Source organism: Vibrio sp. 10N.237.312.B06, assembly GCF_041464685.1.
In the GTDB taxonomy this organism is placed as follows: Bacteria; Pseudomonadota; Gammaproteobacteria; order Enterobacterales; family Vibrionaceae; genus Vibrio; species Vibrio tasmaniensis_A.
Window position 1 is genome coordinate 1 of the sequence record NZ_JBFSPI010000108.1, and the last position, 15,890, is coordinate 15,890.

The 15,890-nt window shown below is 44.2% G+C and carries 12 protein-coding genes and 2 pseudogenes; 11 read left to right on the forward strand and 3 right to left on the reverse strand.

What is annotated here, in order from left to right:
• Positions 1–75: 75 nt before the first annotated feature.
• A complete protein-coding gene (locus AB6C75_RS20835; RefSeq protein WP_408059132.1) occupies positions 76–660 on the reverse strand; it encodes a helix-turn-helix transcriptional regulator in 585 nt (194 codons plus the stop codon).
• A 454-nt stretch (positions 661–1,114) separates the two neighbouring features.
• Between AB6C75_RS20835 and AB6C75_RS20840 the strand changes: the two genes are divergently transcribed.
• Both AB6C75_RS20840 and AB6C75_RS20845 read left to right on the forward strand, forming a co-directional pair.
• The gene (locus AB6C75_RS20840) at positions 1,115–1,654 is read left to right on the forward strand and encodes a YaeQ family protein (protein WP_017101705.1); all 540 of its coding nucleotides are present in this window, start codon (positions 1,115–1,117) and stop codon (positions 1,652–1,654) included.
• Positions 1,647–2,228, forward strand: coding sequence for a hypothetical protein (locus AB6C75_RS20845; RefSeq protein ID WP_102250430.1), 582 nt, complete (start codon positions 1,647–1,649; stop codon positions 2,226–2,228). The genes AB6C75_RS20840 and AB6C75_RS20845 overlap by 8 nt, the downstream gene beginning before the upstream one ends.
• Positions 2,229–2,633: 405 nt before the next feature.
• Here the strand turns inward: AB6C75_RS20845 and folE are convergent, their stop codons facing one another.
• A complete protein-coding gene (gene folE / locus AB6C75_RS20850; protein ID WP_004731548.1) occupies positions 2,634–3,287 on the reverse strand; it encodes a GTP cyclohydrolase I FolE in 654 nt (217 codons plus the stop codon).
• 216 nt (positions 3,288–3,503) lie between these two features.
• Here folE and moeA point away from each other — a divergent pair, with 216 nt between their 5' ends.
• The 7 genes and pseudogenes from moeA to AB6C75_RS20885 all read left to right on the forward strand — a co-directional run bounded on the left by moeA (position 3,504) and on the right by AB6C75_RS20885 (position 12,807).
• The gene (moeA, locus tag AB6C75_RS20855) at positions 3,504–4,739 is read left to right on the forward strand and encodes a molybdopterin molybdotransferase MoeA (protein ID WP_371709264.1); all 1,236 of its coding nucleotides are present in this window, start codon (positions 3,504–3,506) and stop codon (positions 4,737–4,739) included.
• 12 nt (positions 4,740–4,751) lie between these two features.
• Complete coding sequence (gene moeB, locus AB6C75_RS20860) at positions 4,752–5,501, forward strand: molybdopterin-synthase adenylyltransferase MoeB (protein ID WP_372049083.1); 750 nt, start codon at positions 4,752–4,754, stop codon at positions 5,499–5,501.
• A gap of 258 nt (positions 5,502–5,759) precedes the next feature.
• A pseudogene (locus tag AB6C75_RS20865) lies at positions 5,760–7,881 on the forward strand (LruC domain-containing protein).
• Between the two features lie 10 nt (positions 7,882–7,891).
• A complete protein-coding gene (locus AB6C75_RS20870) occupies positions 7,892–8,635 on the forward strand; it encodes a hypothetical protein (RefSeq protein ID WP_372109044.1) in 744 nt (247 codons plus the stop codon).
• Positions 8,636–8,869: 234 nt separating this feature from the next.
• Positions 8,870–9,184 carry a hypothetical protein gene (locus tag AB6C75_RS20875; RefSeq protein WP_372109046.1) on the forward strand — a complete coding sequence of 105 codons (315 nt, stop codon included), beginning with the start codon at positions 8,870–8,872 and terminating at the stop codon, positions 9,182–9,184.
• A gap of 35 nt (positions 9,185–9,219) precedes the next feature.
• Entirely contained in the window at positions 9,220–10,068 is an 849-nt protein-coding gene (locus AB6C75_RS20880) for a sulfurtransferase (protein WP_135383747.1), read from the forward strand.
• Positions 10,069–10,503: 435 nt separating this feature from the next.
• A complete protein-coding gene (locus AB6C75_RS20885; RefSeq protein ID WP_372109048.1) occupies positions 10,504–12,807 on the forward strand; it encodes a putative bifunctional diguanylate cyclase/phosphodiesterase in 2,304 nt (767 codons plus the stop codon).
• 46 nt (positions 12,808–12,853) lie between these two features.
• Here the strand turns inward: AB6C75_RS20885 and AB6C75_RS20890 are convergent, their stop codons facing one another.
• Complete coding sequence (locus AB6C75_RS20890; RefSeq protein WP_065679926.1) at positions 12,854–13,852, reverse strand: sugar-binding transcriptional regulator; 999 nt, start codon at positions 13,850–13,852, stop codon at positions 12,854–12,856.
• Positions 13,853–14,311: 459 nt separating this feature from the next.
• On the opposite strand from AB6C75_RS20890, the gene tal reads away from it, so the two are divergent.
• Together tal and AB6C75_RS20900 are read left to right on the forward strand one after the other, a co-directional pair.
• The gene (gene tal / locus AB6C75_RS20895; protein ID WP_372109050.1) at positions 14,312–15,262 is read left to right on the forward strand and encodes a transaldolase; all 951 of its coding nucleotides are present in this window, start codon (positions 14,312–14,314) and stop codon (positions 15,260–15,262) included.
• Positions 15,263–15,352: 90 nt separating this feature from the next.
• Positions 15,353–15,890, forward strand: a pseudogene (locus AB6C75_RS20900) (transketolase); the annotation flags it as partial.

The window sequence follows — 15,890 nt, forward strand, 5'->3', positions numbered from 1 at the left end:
AACGGTATGCTAAGAACAAAAATGCCGTTCACTCTTAAGTGAACGGCATTAGACCCTGAGGTCGCCTTTGCTTTTCTAAATCACCGCCTTCATGACGGTGGTAATAACTTTCCCGATTACCGCGAACTCGTCGAGTTTCTCCTCATTCACGATAAACGAATCATATTCTTCTTTGTTGTCTGAGATGACGTTATAGCCCTCAGCCATGATGTCGTATTTCAGGCGCTTTATGTAAACGTGCTTACCAATGCGAACAACATAAACACCATGCTTTACTGGGTGATCGAGTTCTCGGGTATCGACTAATACTTCATCTCCGTCGCTCAAAGTGTCTTCCATTGAGTCGCCGTGGCAAATGATGATACGAGCATCTTCTTCTGTCAGGCCGAAACGTTTTAACCATAAGCAAGGTAGGAATTCGGTTCTAAGTTGGTACTCGGTATCGTTTTGAGCACCAAACCCACAAGACGCATAAACGTTGTACACAGGTACAGCGCACATATCGCCTATTTTAGAAGTGGCTTTTACAGACTTAACATTCGAAATCTCTGTGACATCGTCACCGATGACGTGATGAGATTCACTTAACCAATTGTTTCTCATGGTTTTATCATTCCAACAGAAAATGGACTTAGCAATAGCCTGTCTCCACAAACTCACAACCCAGTCTCCTTAAAGAGACTAAAGCGCACATTAAAGCGTATTACCCTAGTAACGAAGTCATCGCATAACAAACTATAGCCGCAGTTTAAGATCGGTATTGTATATGACTACCTGCGATAAACTGCAAACCGCTAAGAACTATAACACGCCATTACGGTGGTGGATATGATGCTAAGCCTTTGAATATTAGACATGTGTTAGACGCTGCGTTTAATTTTCAATATTTTAGCTCTCTAAGCAATATTTGAGAATTAAGCTCACAGCAATCACAGCCAGAATAAATGCCGCTAAAGTCACACTGAGCACTGTTTCGATTCGTAAAGAAACAGAAGCGAACAGAGTGGTAAACATCTTTCTAAAAATAGCCAGCCTCTGCTGGCTATTTTTTTACACGCTATTCAGAGATTTAAGGTAACATCCCCTCACTATTTCTATCTAAGACACCCTATCAATGGCTCTCAAACCAACAATCTTTAAGTTTCGCATCTCTTTAACCGATATGAATCGCGACTATTACGACTCTTTTAATCTAACGGTTGCACAACACCCTTCTGAAACAGAACAGCGCATGATGGCTCGTATCATTGCTTTCTGTATCAATGCATCTCCTGAACTTGAGTTCACTAAAGGGTTGTCTAGCATTGAAGAACCCGATTTATGGCAGAAGTCGTTAGATGACCAAATCTTAGAGTGGATTGATGTTGGCGAACCCGATCCAGAACGCGTTAAGAAGGCGACTCGCTTATCTAAGTCTGTGAGCGTGTTCAGCTTCAACACTAAGTCGAACGTTTGGTGGGAGCAGAACAAAGGTAAATTTGGTTACCTGAAAGCTCAGATCGTTCGTCTAGACAACGATGGTATTGAGCAGCTAGCAGCGATGACACAACGTACGATGGACCTATCAGTAATGCTGTCGGGTAACTCTGCGTTCGTAAACAGCGACACGCAATCTGCAGAAGTAACGTGGGAAGAGCTACAGAGTAATGACTGAGATCCAAACTCAGACTGAACCTCAGCGCCAAACTAAGCTCGAAGCGTGTTTGCAGCTCGCGGGTCTCGATTCAGTCAAAGCGCTGACGACTGGCTATGAAAAAGAGTTAAAGTCATTTATTGATGAAAACCATGCTCTGTTTAGACACGCTTGCGAGAACAAGCCGGACAACTCTGCACGTCAGACGTTGCTCGGCCTGTTAACCAAGGTACATATCGATGCAAGCTATCGCTTTGAAAGTAATAAAGAAGCGAATGAGGCAATGCAAAATGTATTCGATACTACAGTGGGCACTGAGCACAGCGACAAGTTTCAAAACTCTAACGCTCAGCAGTTACAGTTAATCACTCATTTGTGGTTGTTCGTTCAGGGACGACTAGGAATGGATTACAGCCTTGCTAATGATCACGCAGCAGTAGCCGCTTCGTTGCTATCTCGCGTATCAAAAAACACCGATGATGAGATTCGCGTAGAGTTCATGGCAAGTTTTTATGATGGTTTGAACCTCTATCAAGCTGAGAATAAGCCGTCCAGTTTTGTTCATTACTTTAAACGTTTGTTTAATCTTTCTTAAGCATTCCCACCAGCGACTGACTCTAGATACGCTCTATATTTTTATAGAGCGCACTTATTCTGCTTAGCCGCCAGAGATTCCCTATTACGCTCGTTCCTCACTTTAGGGAATGACGACAGCTCTTTCGAGTTAAAGCGTGACCATTTCCTAATCAACGTCATCAATCTTGCCCGTCATCCCCGAGAAGGAGGAACGACTGAGTTGGGGATCTCATACCAAGTCAGAAACTACACAGACAAACAGATTCCCTATTACACTCGTTCCTCGCTTTAGAGAATGACGACATTCGCAGTCATTGCTGTTTACTTCATTGCAAGCACAAAAAAGCCCCGCAGAGTGCGAGGCTTAGAATCTTGGTTGTCGATTTTCTAAGGCTAAATCGAGCTTATCAAATAACGAAACGTATTAACGCAGGCCGTGTAAGAACTCATGGCGCGTTGCTGGGTTTGATCTGAAGATACCACCCAATGCGGTTGTCGTCGTTTCGCTGGTTGCGTCCATTACACCACGAGATTTTACGCAGTAGTGAACCGCATCCATAGTTACAGCAACATCATCCGTTTCTAGTAGCGTTTGTAATGCTACAAGGATTTGCTGCGTCATACGTTCTTGAACTTGTGGGCGTTGAGCAAAGAAACGAACGATTCGGTTGATCTTCGAAAGACCAATGATCTTACCTTGCGGAATGTAAGCCACTGCGGTTTTACCATCAATGGTTACTAAGTGATGCTCGCATGTGCTGGTTACGGTAATGTCTTTTACTCGTACCATCTCACGAACACCCATCTTGTTTTCGATCACGGTGATTTTAGGGAAATTGGCGTAATCCAAACCAGAGAAAATCTCATCCACATACATTTTCGCAATGCGTTGTGGTGTTTCTTCCAGACTGTCATCTGCAAGATCAAGTTCAAGGAGAGTGAGAATCTCACGCATATGGTGTTCGATTCGTTCCTTTTTCTCTTCTCGGCTAACCTGATTAGGACGCATTGGTGTCTCTAATCCGCGGCTTGCTAGCGCATCTTTAACCAACTTCGCTGATTCGCTAAGACCTGACATTGAACTTCCTCTTTTAATACCCCTTCTGGATGGCAAACAAGGATACTCGGAATTTTGATTAAATACACCCATATTTTAAGGGAGGTCATTATTTACGGGGCTTAAACTATGCTAAAGTGGCTGCAATTTCGTTGGCGAACATCTGTGATTTGATAATTATGGAGCCACTATTGCCAACCACTAAATCAAAATAATAACGACCAAAGGATTTCAATTATGGGCTGTTGCGACGCTCCGGGCTTAATGCCAATTGAAGAAGCACTAGATAAGCTGCTATCACCAATCAAACCAATCCAAACGACTTTATCTCTACCTCTTGCTGAAGCATTAGGTTATGTCCTTGCTGAAGATATTCTTTCCCCTATTTTCGTACCTCCTTTTGATAACTCAGCAATGGATGGCTATGCACTGCGCTTAGCAGACCTAGAGAACGGTAAAGTACTACCATTAGCAGGCAAATCTTTTGCAGGCCAACCGTTCGAAGGTGAATGGCCAAGCAACACCTGTATTCGCATTATGACTGGCGCAAAGATCCCTGAGGGTTGTGACGCCGTAATCATGCAAGAAAATACGGCCGAAACTGAGGCTGGTATTGAGATTCAACAAGACGACATCAAGCTGAACAATAACATTCGCCCTACTGGTGATGACATCAAACAAGGTGATATCGTTCTTAGCCGCGGTGAACGTTTAACACCTCGTGACATTCCAATGATTGCTTCGCTGGGTGTGAGCCACGTGACTGTGTTACAGAAGCCTAAAGTCGCATTCTTCTCTACCGGCGATGAGCTAAAGCCATTAGGTCAACCGCTTGAAGACGGTCAGATCTACGACAGCAACCGCTACGGCATTAAACCGCTGATTGAAGCGTTTGGTTGTGAAGCTATAGACCTAGGCATCATCCCGGATTGCCCTGCAACGCTTAAAGAGACCTTCGAGAAAGCACAGCAAATAGCAGACGTGGTTGTGACTTCTGGCGGCGTAAGCGTTGGCGAAGCTGATTACACGAAAGACATTCTTGAAGAACTGGGGCAAATCGGTTTTTGGAAGCTAGCTATCAAACCCGGTAAACCGTTCGCATTTGGTGAGTTGGATAACGCGTGGTTCTGCGGCCTACCGGGTAACCCAGTATCGGCGATGATGACCATGTATGTTTTGGTTCAACCTATGCTTGCTAAATTGGCTGGTCACACAGCGTGGACAGCTCCGGAATCTATTCCTGCTATCACCAAGTCTGCATTCAAAAAAGGCCCAGGCCGTACTGATTACCAGCGTGGCATTTACTCGATTGAAAACGGTCAATTTGTGGTAGAAACAACGGGTAACCAAAGCTCTGGCGCTTTCCGCTCAATGAGTTTAGCAAACTGCTTTGTGGTACTAGAGCGCGAACGCGGCCGTGTTGAAGTCGGTGAAACGGTTCAGATCCAACTGTTTAACTCGACGCTTTACTAACGAGGCTTACTGATGGAAATACTGTCTGACGCAGAGATGCTTCGCTACAACCGTCAAATCATTCTTAAGCAGTTTGATTTTGAAGGCCAAGAAGCGCTAAAGCAGAGCTCAATCTTAGTCTTAGGAGCTGGAGGTTTAGGTTGTGCCTCTGCCCAATACCTTGCGACTGCGGGTATTGGTAAGCTAACACTGATCGATGATGATATTGTCGAGCTTTCAAACTTACAGCGACAAGTCCTTCACGCCGATGCTGATATTGGCAAGAAGAAAGTCGATTCGGCAGCTGAGTCGCTGCAGGTATTGAACCCTCATCTGACGATTGAAACCGTCGACCACAGGCTTGATGATCAAGCGCTTGCAAAGTTAATTGAAGCGCACTCGTTAGTTCTTGATGCCAGTGACAACGTGGAAACACGCAATCAACTCAATCGCTTATGCTATGCATCGAAAACACCACTTGTTTCTGGTGCTGCAATTCGTATGGAAGGTCAGATTAGTGTGTTCACTTATCAAGACGCCGACGCGCCGTGTTATCAGTGCTTAAGTGCACTATTCGGCAACGCTGCACTAAGCTGTGTTGAAGCCGGTGTGATGGCGCCTGTTGTTGGCATGGTAGGCGCAGCTCAGGCTTTGGAAGCTATCAAGGTTATTGCTAAGTTTGGACAACCAAAGCAAGGCAAACTTTTAATTCTCGATGCCAAGTCCCACAGCTGGCGTGAAATGAATTTAATGAAGATGCCTAATTGCTCGGTATGTGGGTAGACTAAGTCATATCCCCCTCTAATCGACAACCTAAGCCTTGACTAAAAGTCAGGGCTTTTTTAGGTCTCAACATCAGCTTCTCAAATCGATTTATCAATTTGAAGTGATCTATAAAAGATTAGTTTCATTTGAATTCTCATTTTGAGAATATATTGCACATCTCGGCGATTTAGAATGTAAACAATAAAAAAATCAACAACTTAAAAATGGCACGTAACTTGTAAAAGTATCTAGACCTTCTATGACAAGGATGTAGATATGAGAATTACAACGTTAAGTTTGCTATTAAGTGCGCCTTTGGTCGCCAACGCAGCGCCATTCGATACCTGTCCGAGCCAGGCTTACCTATTCCAATCGACACCCGTACAAGTTTGGGGCGTGAACCTAGTGACAGGCTCAACCACCCTGTTAGAAGACGATACGGGCATGAACGCCAATATCAATGGTGTTGGTTTCGACTTTCAAGACAGATATATTTATGGCTATGACACTACCAACAAACGCTTGGTGCGCCTTGGACAGGATTTCCAAGCAGAAGTGATCAATACCAGTGGATTACCAACCGATCACACTTTCTATGTCGGCGATGTCTATGACCATGTGTATTACCTTTACCGTACAGGAAAAGGCTTGTTCGCCGTTAGACGCCGACCCAAACGCGACTGTTACAGTTAACAAAATAGCTGGTAGCCCGGCAACCGTAAAACTGACTGATTTCGCTTTCCACCCAAGTGATGGTTCTTTATATGGTATCGATAATAACTCCGGAGGCTTATACAGCTTCAATCCTACAACCGGTGCCGAAACTTACATCGGTGATACTGGTGAGTTAGGTACATTCGGAGCGGGTTATTTTGATGTAAACGGCTATTACTACGTATCTCGAAATCAAGACGGGAAAATCTACCGTATCAATCTGTCTCCAGACAACGCGAGCAATATCGCAGCAGGAATTGTTCCAGCCGTTGAATTTGTATCGAATGGGCCTTCTTCTAATCAAAATGATGGCGCTCGTTGTGCGAATGCGCCAGTTGTGGATGAAGATTCCAACATCGACTTTGGTGATGCGCCAGACAGCTACCTAACCCTACTCGCCAGCAATGGTCCTCGACATGAACTTGATGGTGTGACTTGGTTAGGCACTGATGCACCCGATGCCGACCTTGATGGCTACGTAACTCCACAATCGGATGAAAGTGTTGGCATTGATGACGAGTGGGCAAACGGTGGTATCGGTTTTGTTACGGCGCTTGAAGCCGGGCTTGATTCAAAAGTGGTGATTGAAGCTTCAACAACCGGTTACCTTTCGGCGTGGATTGACTGGAACCAAGATGGCAGCTTCGATGGTGCTAACGAGCAAGTATTTACCGACTACCAACTGGATGCTGGTGAAAACGATCTGTTCCTAAATGTCGATATCAACGCACTAACGGGGACTACTTGGGCTCGCTTCAGATTCAGCCAACAAACCAACCTGAGCTACTTTGGTGGTTCGACATCTGGTGAGGTAGTTGATATTCAAGTTGATGTTCTTAACGACGGCGCTACAGCCCGTTACTTCCCAAGTGCTTCTGGTTACGCAACCTTGGCGTATGAAGATAACTGGCCTTATAAAGCTGATTACGACATGAATGATGCTGTGATTATGTATCGCATCACAGAGATCTTAAAAGACGGAAAAGTGGTTAAATCCACCATCGATGGACGTTTTGCTGCAGTAGGTGCTTCGTACAGAAATGGTTTTGCGGTTCGACTTCCTAATCTAGACCCAAGCTTAGTGAGTAGCGGAAGTTCTTACATGAAGCACAATGGTGTGTTCACTGATTTAGACTTGGAGCAAGGACGTAGCGAGGCAATCTTTGTTATTGCTAACGACCTTACAGAGAAAATCAGTACTAGTTGTACCTTCTACCGCACCATCAGCTCTTGTAAAGAAGATGAGCAATTCGCTTTCCAAATCGGGATTACTTTAGCTGGCGATGGAGTGAGTACTGACAGTTGGACTGACATGCCTTACGACCCGTTCATCTTCGCAACGCCTGGGTATTATCATGGTGAAAACCTACCTCTACATCCAGGGCGCAGCTGGGAGGTGCATTTGCCAGACCAAGCTCCAACCGAGGCATTTGATACCGCTAATCTCTTTGAAACAGGACTAGGCGTTGATGACAGCAATCCATCAACAGGCAAATATTTCAAAACCGCAGACAACCACCCTTGGGCACTGCTGATTACTTCAGACACGGAATGGCAATGGCCACTGGAATATGTAGATATCGTCACCGCCTATCCAAACTTTGCGAACTTTGCTGAATCCGGTGGTACTCAATCCACCCATTGGTTCCAAACACCTGCCGCTGACCAATGTTACTTGCCTTAGGAGAATGATTATGAATATGCCAATTAAACAGACAGTAACAAACGGTCGCCAAAATTCGAACAGCGCTCTGTTACCTAACCAATCCAATACTGAACATAAAAAGAGTACGGCGCAGTCGCAATGTTGGGGGTTGTCGAAATCCATACGTATTACATTACTCATTGCACCACTAACGTTGTTAGGTTGTGGGGGCGGAGGCGGCGATGGTGGCTCATCAACGTCAAGCCCATCGCCTTCAACACCTGCGGTGACATCACCAGTGACGTCAACACCAGCGACACAAACACCAGCGACACAAACACCAGCAGCGTCAGCACCTGTGGTATCAGCGCCCGTTACATCACCATCAGTGGTCTCATCACCAGTCACCGTCGCTATAAATCCGGCACCGACACCAGTTAATGCGGTTATCTCCAACGGCCCGCAAGCGTACAAAATGGATGAGCTCGTAATACCTGATGGTTTCGATTATAACTCTGTAGATCAATTCGACCTCAATATTGATATCAGCCACATCTCAACCGATCGTTCGTTCGTATCCGTATATAGTCGATTTACCACAAGGACAGACTTAACTTACAAGCCTGATTATTCAAGTAAGGTCATTGGAGGCCCTTTAGACAACGGTACATTTACGTCCAACTTTTCGGCGCCGCTAAGCGAAGATATTCTGTTAATTGAGATCTGGTTTTATGATGGTCAAGCGCCGCTGCAACAAGTCGTTGCAAGTGACGGATCACAAATCACTTGGTAAACGTAAAGGAATGAAAAGCGCTGAGTTCAGTTTAACAATAGCTAAATTTAGTTGGAGTTAGTCAGCAGTCTCGAAGTTGAAAGTCGAAAGTCGAAAGTCGAATAACAATACATAAAGGTGAGCAATGAGGCTCACCTTTTTATTTGGGCGCAATTTCAATTTTCAGTACTGGTTATGTTCACTTTATCGAAAGCCTGTCTTATCTTTTAAAGATGACTTTCAAAGGCTTACTTTATGAAACAGTTGAAAATAGGATTCGTTATATTATCGATTGGTATTGGGCTACTTTTATTTCTCACCTATTTCCCGATGACATCTTCTACCGGAGAACGCATTGAAGCCAGAGTCATCTTCAATACGCTCACTCAATCCCTAGACGGACATAGGCGCTACCTCACGGTTGAAACTCAAGACAACGAAATATTTCGCGTTTCCATTCCACCAACAATAGACTGCCCTCTTGATTCTGTGGTCGTGCTTGATACATTAAACAATCAAATAACCGGACAAAGCAGCTATCAGTTCATCCACTGCCGGGCTGCGCCTTAGTCGCCGATATAACAACAAGAATGGATATAAGAAGAATGAATCAGCCACTCATTTCACCAGAACAACTTCAACAACGTTTGCTAGAAGAAGACAACATTGTAATCCTCGACGCCAGTATCGAATTTCAGATCCCAAGTGAGTCAGAAAAGATCAAAGGACAAATGATACCTAGTGCGATTCGTTTCGATTACGACAAAGACTTTTGTAACAAGCACACTCTACTCCCTCACATGTTCCCGACCGAAAAACACTTCAATACACGCGCACAAGAAATTGGTATCAATCAAGACAGTACGATAGTGGTTTACGATAACTCAGGAACTTTTGCCTCGCCTCGCGCATGGTGGATGTTTATGGCAATGGGACATAACAACGTTTATATCTTAGATGGCGGTTTACCAGCATGGATAGATGCAGGCTACGTAACAGACACTAACTATAAAACAGAAGTTCAAGCCGGGAATTTTGATGGGAGTATTCAAGACAACTATTTTGTTAATGCTCAACAAATTGAAAGCTATTCCGATAACAAGAACGCGAACATTGTAGATGCGCGTTCTCAAGCTCGCTTCGATTCAGAAGTTCCTGAACCACGTGAAGGCTTACGTAGTGGCCACATCCCAAACTCAGTTTGCTTGCCGTTCGCACAAGTCTTAAATGCAGGTAAATTGAAACCTCAAGAAGAGTTAGTTGACATTTTCTCGACCCTAAACTTACCCCCCTCTCAACCTATGTTCTTTAGCTGTGGCTCAGGTGTGACGGCTTGCATCATTTTATTAGCCGCTAAACTGGCTGGTTATTCAAGTGATATGGGCGTTTACGATGGCTCATGGACTGAATGGGGCGCAAATGAAAAACTACCTATTGCCGTAACTAAAAAGTAATTCAGCTTCGCTTAATGATACTGTTAGAATATACTGCGCATGCATACGGAGCTTACTAAAGGTTATGGCTGAAGCCCATGACACTTAAGCATCTTATTGCTCAATCAGCTAGGCACTTATTAACTCAAGCGTTTAACACGGTTGTAACTTGAAGACGTAGTCACTTGAAGACACCTAGGTAGTGACAGAGTTAACACTACCTATGTGTAGAGCCATCCGATTGCTAACAAAAACTGTGATTAATCATGGGTTAATTGTCAGCACGTTTATGAGTGTTAATATTTCATTCAAGAATCTCTGTTCGTAGCCGTTACACTATTTAATCATTGATATATTCATCTCTGATGTTTTATGCCTCGTTGTATTAATCACACTGGCGATATAAACGTTGTCACTTGCAGTCTGTTAAAAGTAGTCACCAACAAAAGGCATCTCATGGCTCTATTTAAGAAAAATATCTGGTCGCTGTACGCTATGATCGTGCTGCTTACCCTGATACTTTTCAGCGCCTTTGGCATAACCAAGTGGCAATCAAACAGAGATGACTTTACTAAGCAACAGCATATCCAAGTTGAGATCTTCTCTAGCTCAGTAAACTCTCTATTAACTAGCCAAGAAGCACTGCTTGAAGTGGTTGGGCATCAACTTGCTCAGCAGTCCGACTTTACCCGCACGGCTTCGATTCAAATTCGACCAATATTAGATAAACTGCTTGATACTCATCCTGCAATAGCCGCTTTCGGGTTACTAAATCCTCAAGGGGATTACCTATCAATCAGCTCAAACCTACAACTGTCTGATCAATTTAATTTACTGGATCTCCCGTACACCAGAGACTCATTTCTAGAGGCTATATCGAGTAATAAAATGGTTTTAGGGCGCACCTATTTCCATGATTCTCTTAACAGCCTCGTGATCCCATTAAGAAAATCCATTTCTCTCGATGGCAAGAACGTTGATGCAGTCATGACCGCAGGTTTACGCTTAGACAGCACAATATTGTTTGAAAACAATGCGCACGCAGGCAATTACAACACGTTAACTCTACTTAGAACCGACAACTATCGTCAGTTTTTTTCTAGCGATATCGAGTCGCTAGACGCTTATTTAAAACCAGTTGATAACGATCTAATGGATCGCATTACCAAAAGCTTTTCTGAGCAAGTGACTGTCAGCGTCAAAGAAGCGAAAACAGGAAAATACACATATTCTTTCTGTATCGATGATAGCGCTTTCCCATCGCTCGTTAGCGCTAAATACATTCCAGACTACAAGCTTTGGGTTGTCGGCCGTACAGACCTAGAACACGTTGATGGTATATTCGCAAAAGAGTTCGGTACTCTTTTCTTTGTTTTTGTTGTTCTTCAGTTTGGTTTCTATTTTTTAGTAAAATCGATTGCGAAGAACGAGCAACGAACTCGCAGCCAATTGATTTACCAAGCCAATCACGATCCATTAACCTCTCTCCCCAACCGCTCCTATATGCGTAACAACATTGGCAAGTGGATTGAAGATGAGTCAGACCCATTCTCAATGCTGTTTATCGACATCGATAACTTCAAATGTGTTAATGATACCCATGGACATGACTTCGGAGACAAGGTGCTCAAACAAATTGCATTACGTTTGATGCGGTTCCGCTCCAGAGTCAGCCTATTGGTACGAGAATCCAGTGATGAGTTCTTGTTTTTAACACCCTTGAGTAGTGAATCTGAAATTAAGCGACTATCAGAACGAATTATTGAAGTACTTTCTCAACCTTATGAAGTTGAAAGCGCTCAATTTTTGTTGAGTTGCAGTGTAGGTATTGCGCGCTTCCCAGACCACGGAAGAGATTTAAATAGCCTGTTACGCTCTGCCGATATTTCGATGTACAAAGCGAAACAGCAGCAAAACTCATACAGTATTTTTACGACTGAGATGCAAGACGCCCACCTCTACAAAATGAGAGTAGAACAAAGGCTTCGTATCGCTATCGATAAACAAGCTTTATTTATGGTTTTTCAACCATTGGTTCGTGCCGATGAAAGTACTCACGGTGTAGAAGCGCTTGTGCGTTGGGTAGATGATGAACTGGGTTTTGTCCCGCCAGACGTATTTATTCCTATTGCTGAAAGCACAGGTTTAATGCAAAAACTCGGCACCTTTATTATTGAATCCAGCGTTATGCAGATCGCTCATTTACACCGAACGATAGAACAAAAGATCGGTCTTTCGATCAATATATCCGTACGTCAGTTTTCACATAAGTCGTTCTCAGAACACCTATTCGCTACGCTTGAGAAATATCAGTTCTCACCAAACTGTTTAACGCTCGAGATTACTGAAAGCTTGTTCATTGAAGATGTGGCTATAGTGAAACCACTGTTTGAAGCCCTCAAAGAAAACGATATTAAGATCTCTCTAGATGACTTCGGTACGGGCTACTCGTCATTGAGCATGTTAAAAGCACTCCCTATCGACGAACTTAAGATTGATAAGAGTTTCATTGAAAACATAGCAGTCGATCAACAGTCACTAACAATGGTCCAGAACATCATCGCTATCGGTAAAAACTTCGGTATGGTGGTGTTGGCAGAAGGCGTAGAATCAAACGAACACTTCGCGATTCTAAAAGCATGTGGATGTGACTTGATGCAAGGTTACTACTTCTCTCGTCCTATTCCTTATGATGAACTGTGCACGTATCTCTCCTCGCTCCCCAAAATCACGAGTAAAGAGTCAGAACCTATTCTTTAGAGAGAGCAAAAGGGAGCCCAAACGGGCTCCCCAGGTTTATATTTTGCTAATCATCTAACTCAGCATGTTTCATCTGCTCATCCAAGTTAAGCACCGTTAAAGCATTACTTACACTAGTCGCAATAACATCAACCACACCTGTTCTTAGTGCACCTAAGAGAGCTAATGGCTTACTGTTCTCGGCAGCGATGGCGATTACTTCAGCGATAGGACGGAACTCTTCCAAGCCTAAGCCGATGACTCGGTCACTCATTACTGTGTTTGCCGCTTTACCATGTACGTCGAAAAAGTCATAGCCCGCAAAGTCACCCACCACGCCTTGTAGTAAACGAGATTGAACGACCTCTCCCGCCGTAAACCAACCTAGGTCGACCATATAGCTGTTTTCACTCATGTCACCAATACCCACTAATGCAACATCTGCCTTACGAGCTAGATCGAGTGTTTGCTTAACAGTACTGTTTTCCATGAACGCGGATTTTTGTGCTTTGTTCTCTGCATAAGCAGGCGCATACAAGGTTTCAGAAGATCCACCGTATTTCTTGGCGAGTTGTCTACATATATGGTCGGCATTAAACATACCGCCTCTTGGGTGAATGCCGCCGATACCACATACGAATTTACAGTCACGTGGGGTAATTACGCCAGTATGGTGAGCAACCGACGATACGTTTCGACCTTGGCCAACCGTGACTACCATGCCGTTTTTTAGGGTGCTCGTTAAGTAGTTCGACACCAAGCCCGCAACCTGTAACCGCTGCTTCTCTTCATTCGGTTGGTCTAATGCAACCAGTGCACGCTTAACACCAAATCGTTCGATCAAACGTTGTTCGATCTTCGCGCTGAATACTGGGTGGTATTTCACGGTGATCTCGACAATCCCTTCATCGCGGGCTTGTTTGAGCATTCGACCAACCTTTGCACGAGAGATAGAGAATTTTTTAGAGATCTCTTCTTGAGTCGCACCATCTTGATAGTAGGCAACGGCGACTTCGGTTAGGAGATCAGTGTTTTCTTCGGAAACATCTTGGATATTGTTACTCATATACCACTCAACCAATATTTAACAATTATTTTACCTGCTGCACTTCCTAATAAAGGAGAGCTCAGTAAGTGATACACAAGCTTACACCCCGAACATATGTAACATCAAGGAGCATTTGCTCAGCATCATAACCATAGTTTTGGTGTTGATTAATTCACCTCACTTTGTTCGTTAAACGTTTGCTTGCATACCCCATGATTACTAGAGCGAAATATATTTGACTGAAGTCACCATACAGCACTATTTACCGTTGACTTTGGGGCTAGATCGGATAAATATGGCTACATCATTTACTCATCGAGCGATCAAATGTTCTGTGCAAATGTTCGTTCGAAGAAAAATTTAAATTAATGTAAGTTTGACTCACTGGTACAACCATGAGGAACTTCATTAGTTCGCTTGCAAATGCCCACACCTCTCCCATTAAAGGGGTGTTCTGCGATACATAGGATGATCAAAATGAGCAATAAATTAGAGCAACTTCGTAAACTAACAACTGTTGTAGCTGACACTGGCGATATCGAAGCTATCAGCAAGTACACTCCTGAAGATGCAACAACTAACCCATCTCTAATTCTTAAAGCCGCTCAAATTGCTGAGTACGCACCTCTAATCGATGCTTCTATCGAATACGCTAAAGCGCAAAGTGGCGACAAAGCACAACAAGTTCAAGACACTTGTGACATGCTTAACGTGAACATCGGTAAAGAAATCCTTAACGTTGTACCTGGCCGCATCTCTACTGAAGTAGATGCTCGTCTTTCTTACGATATGGAAGGCAGCGTTGCTAAAGCTCGTCAACTTATCAAAATGTACAACGACGCTGGCACCACTAACGACCGCATCCTTATCAAACTGGCTTCTACTTGGGAAGGCATCCGTGCTGCTGAAATCCTAGAGAAAGAAGGCATCAACTGTAACCTAACGCTTCTATTCTCTTTCGCTCAAGCTCGTGCTTGTGCTGAAGCTGGCGTATTCCTAATCTCTCCTTTCGTTGGTCGCATCATGGACTGGTACAAAGCGAAAGAAGGTCGTGATTTCGAAGCTTCAGAAGATCCAGGCGTAATCTCTGTTTCAGACATCTACAACTACTACAAAGAGCACGGTTACAAGACTGTTGTTATGGGCGCAAGCTTCCGTAACATCGGCGAGATCCTTGAACTTGCTGGCTGTGACCGTCTAACTATCGCTCCTCAACTTCTAGCTGACCTAGAAGCAGCTGAAGGCGAAGTAGTAGAGAAGCTAATCGACTCTAACGGTACTAAAGAGCGTCCTGCTGCAATGACTCACGCTGAGTTCCTATGGGATCACAACCAAGACCCAATGGCTGTAGAGAAGCTAGCTGAAGGCATCCGCAACTTCGCCGTAGATCAAGGCAAACTAGAAGACATGATCGCAGCTAAGCTGTAATCACTACCGAATAAATAAGAGGAACGAATTTCGTTCCTCTTTTACATCTATCCACGAATTTTTAATTTCGAATCAATTTTGGAAGCAATTATGAACCGCAAACATCTAGCTAACGCTATTCGTGCTCTAAGCATGGACGGCGTACAACAAGCAAACTCTGGTCACCCTGGCGCACCTATGGGTATGGCTGACATCGCTGAAGTACTTTGGCGCTCTCACCTAAACTACAACCCGTCAAACCCAGAATGGGCTGACCGCGACCGTTTTATCCTGTCTAACGGCCACGGCTCAATGCTGATCTACTCTCTGCTTCACCTAGCAGGTTACGAGCTTTCAATTGAAGATCTTAAGAACTTCCGTCAACTGCACTCTAAGACTCCAGGTCACCCAGAGTACGGCTACGCACCAGGTATCGAGACGACTACAGGTCCTCTAGGTCAAGGCATCACCAACGCTGTTGGTATGGCGATGGCTGAGAAAGCACTTGCGGCACAGTTCAACAAAGAAGGCCACGACATCGTAGACCACTACACTTATGCATTCATGGGTGATGGCTGTCTGATGGAAGGTATCTCTCACGAAGCATGTTCTCTAGCGGGTACGCTAGGTCTTGGTAAGCTGGTTGCTT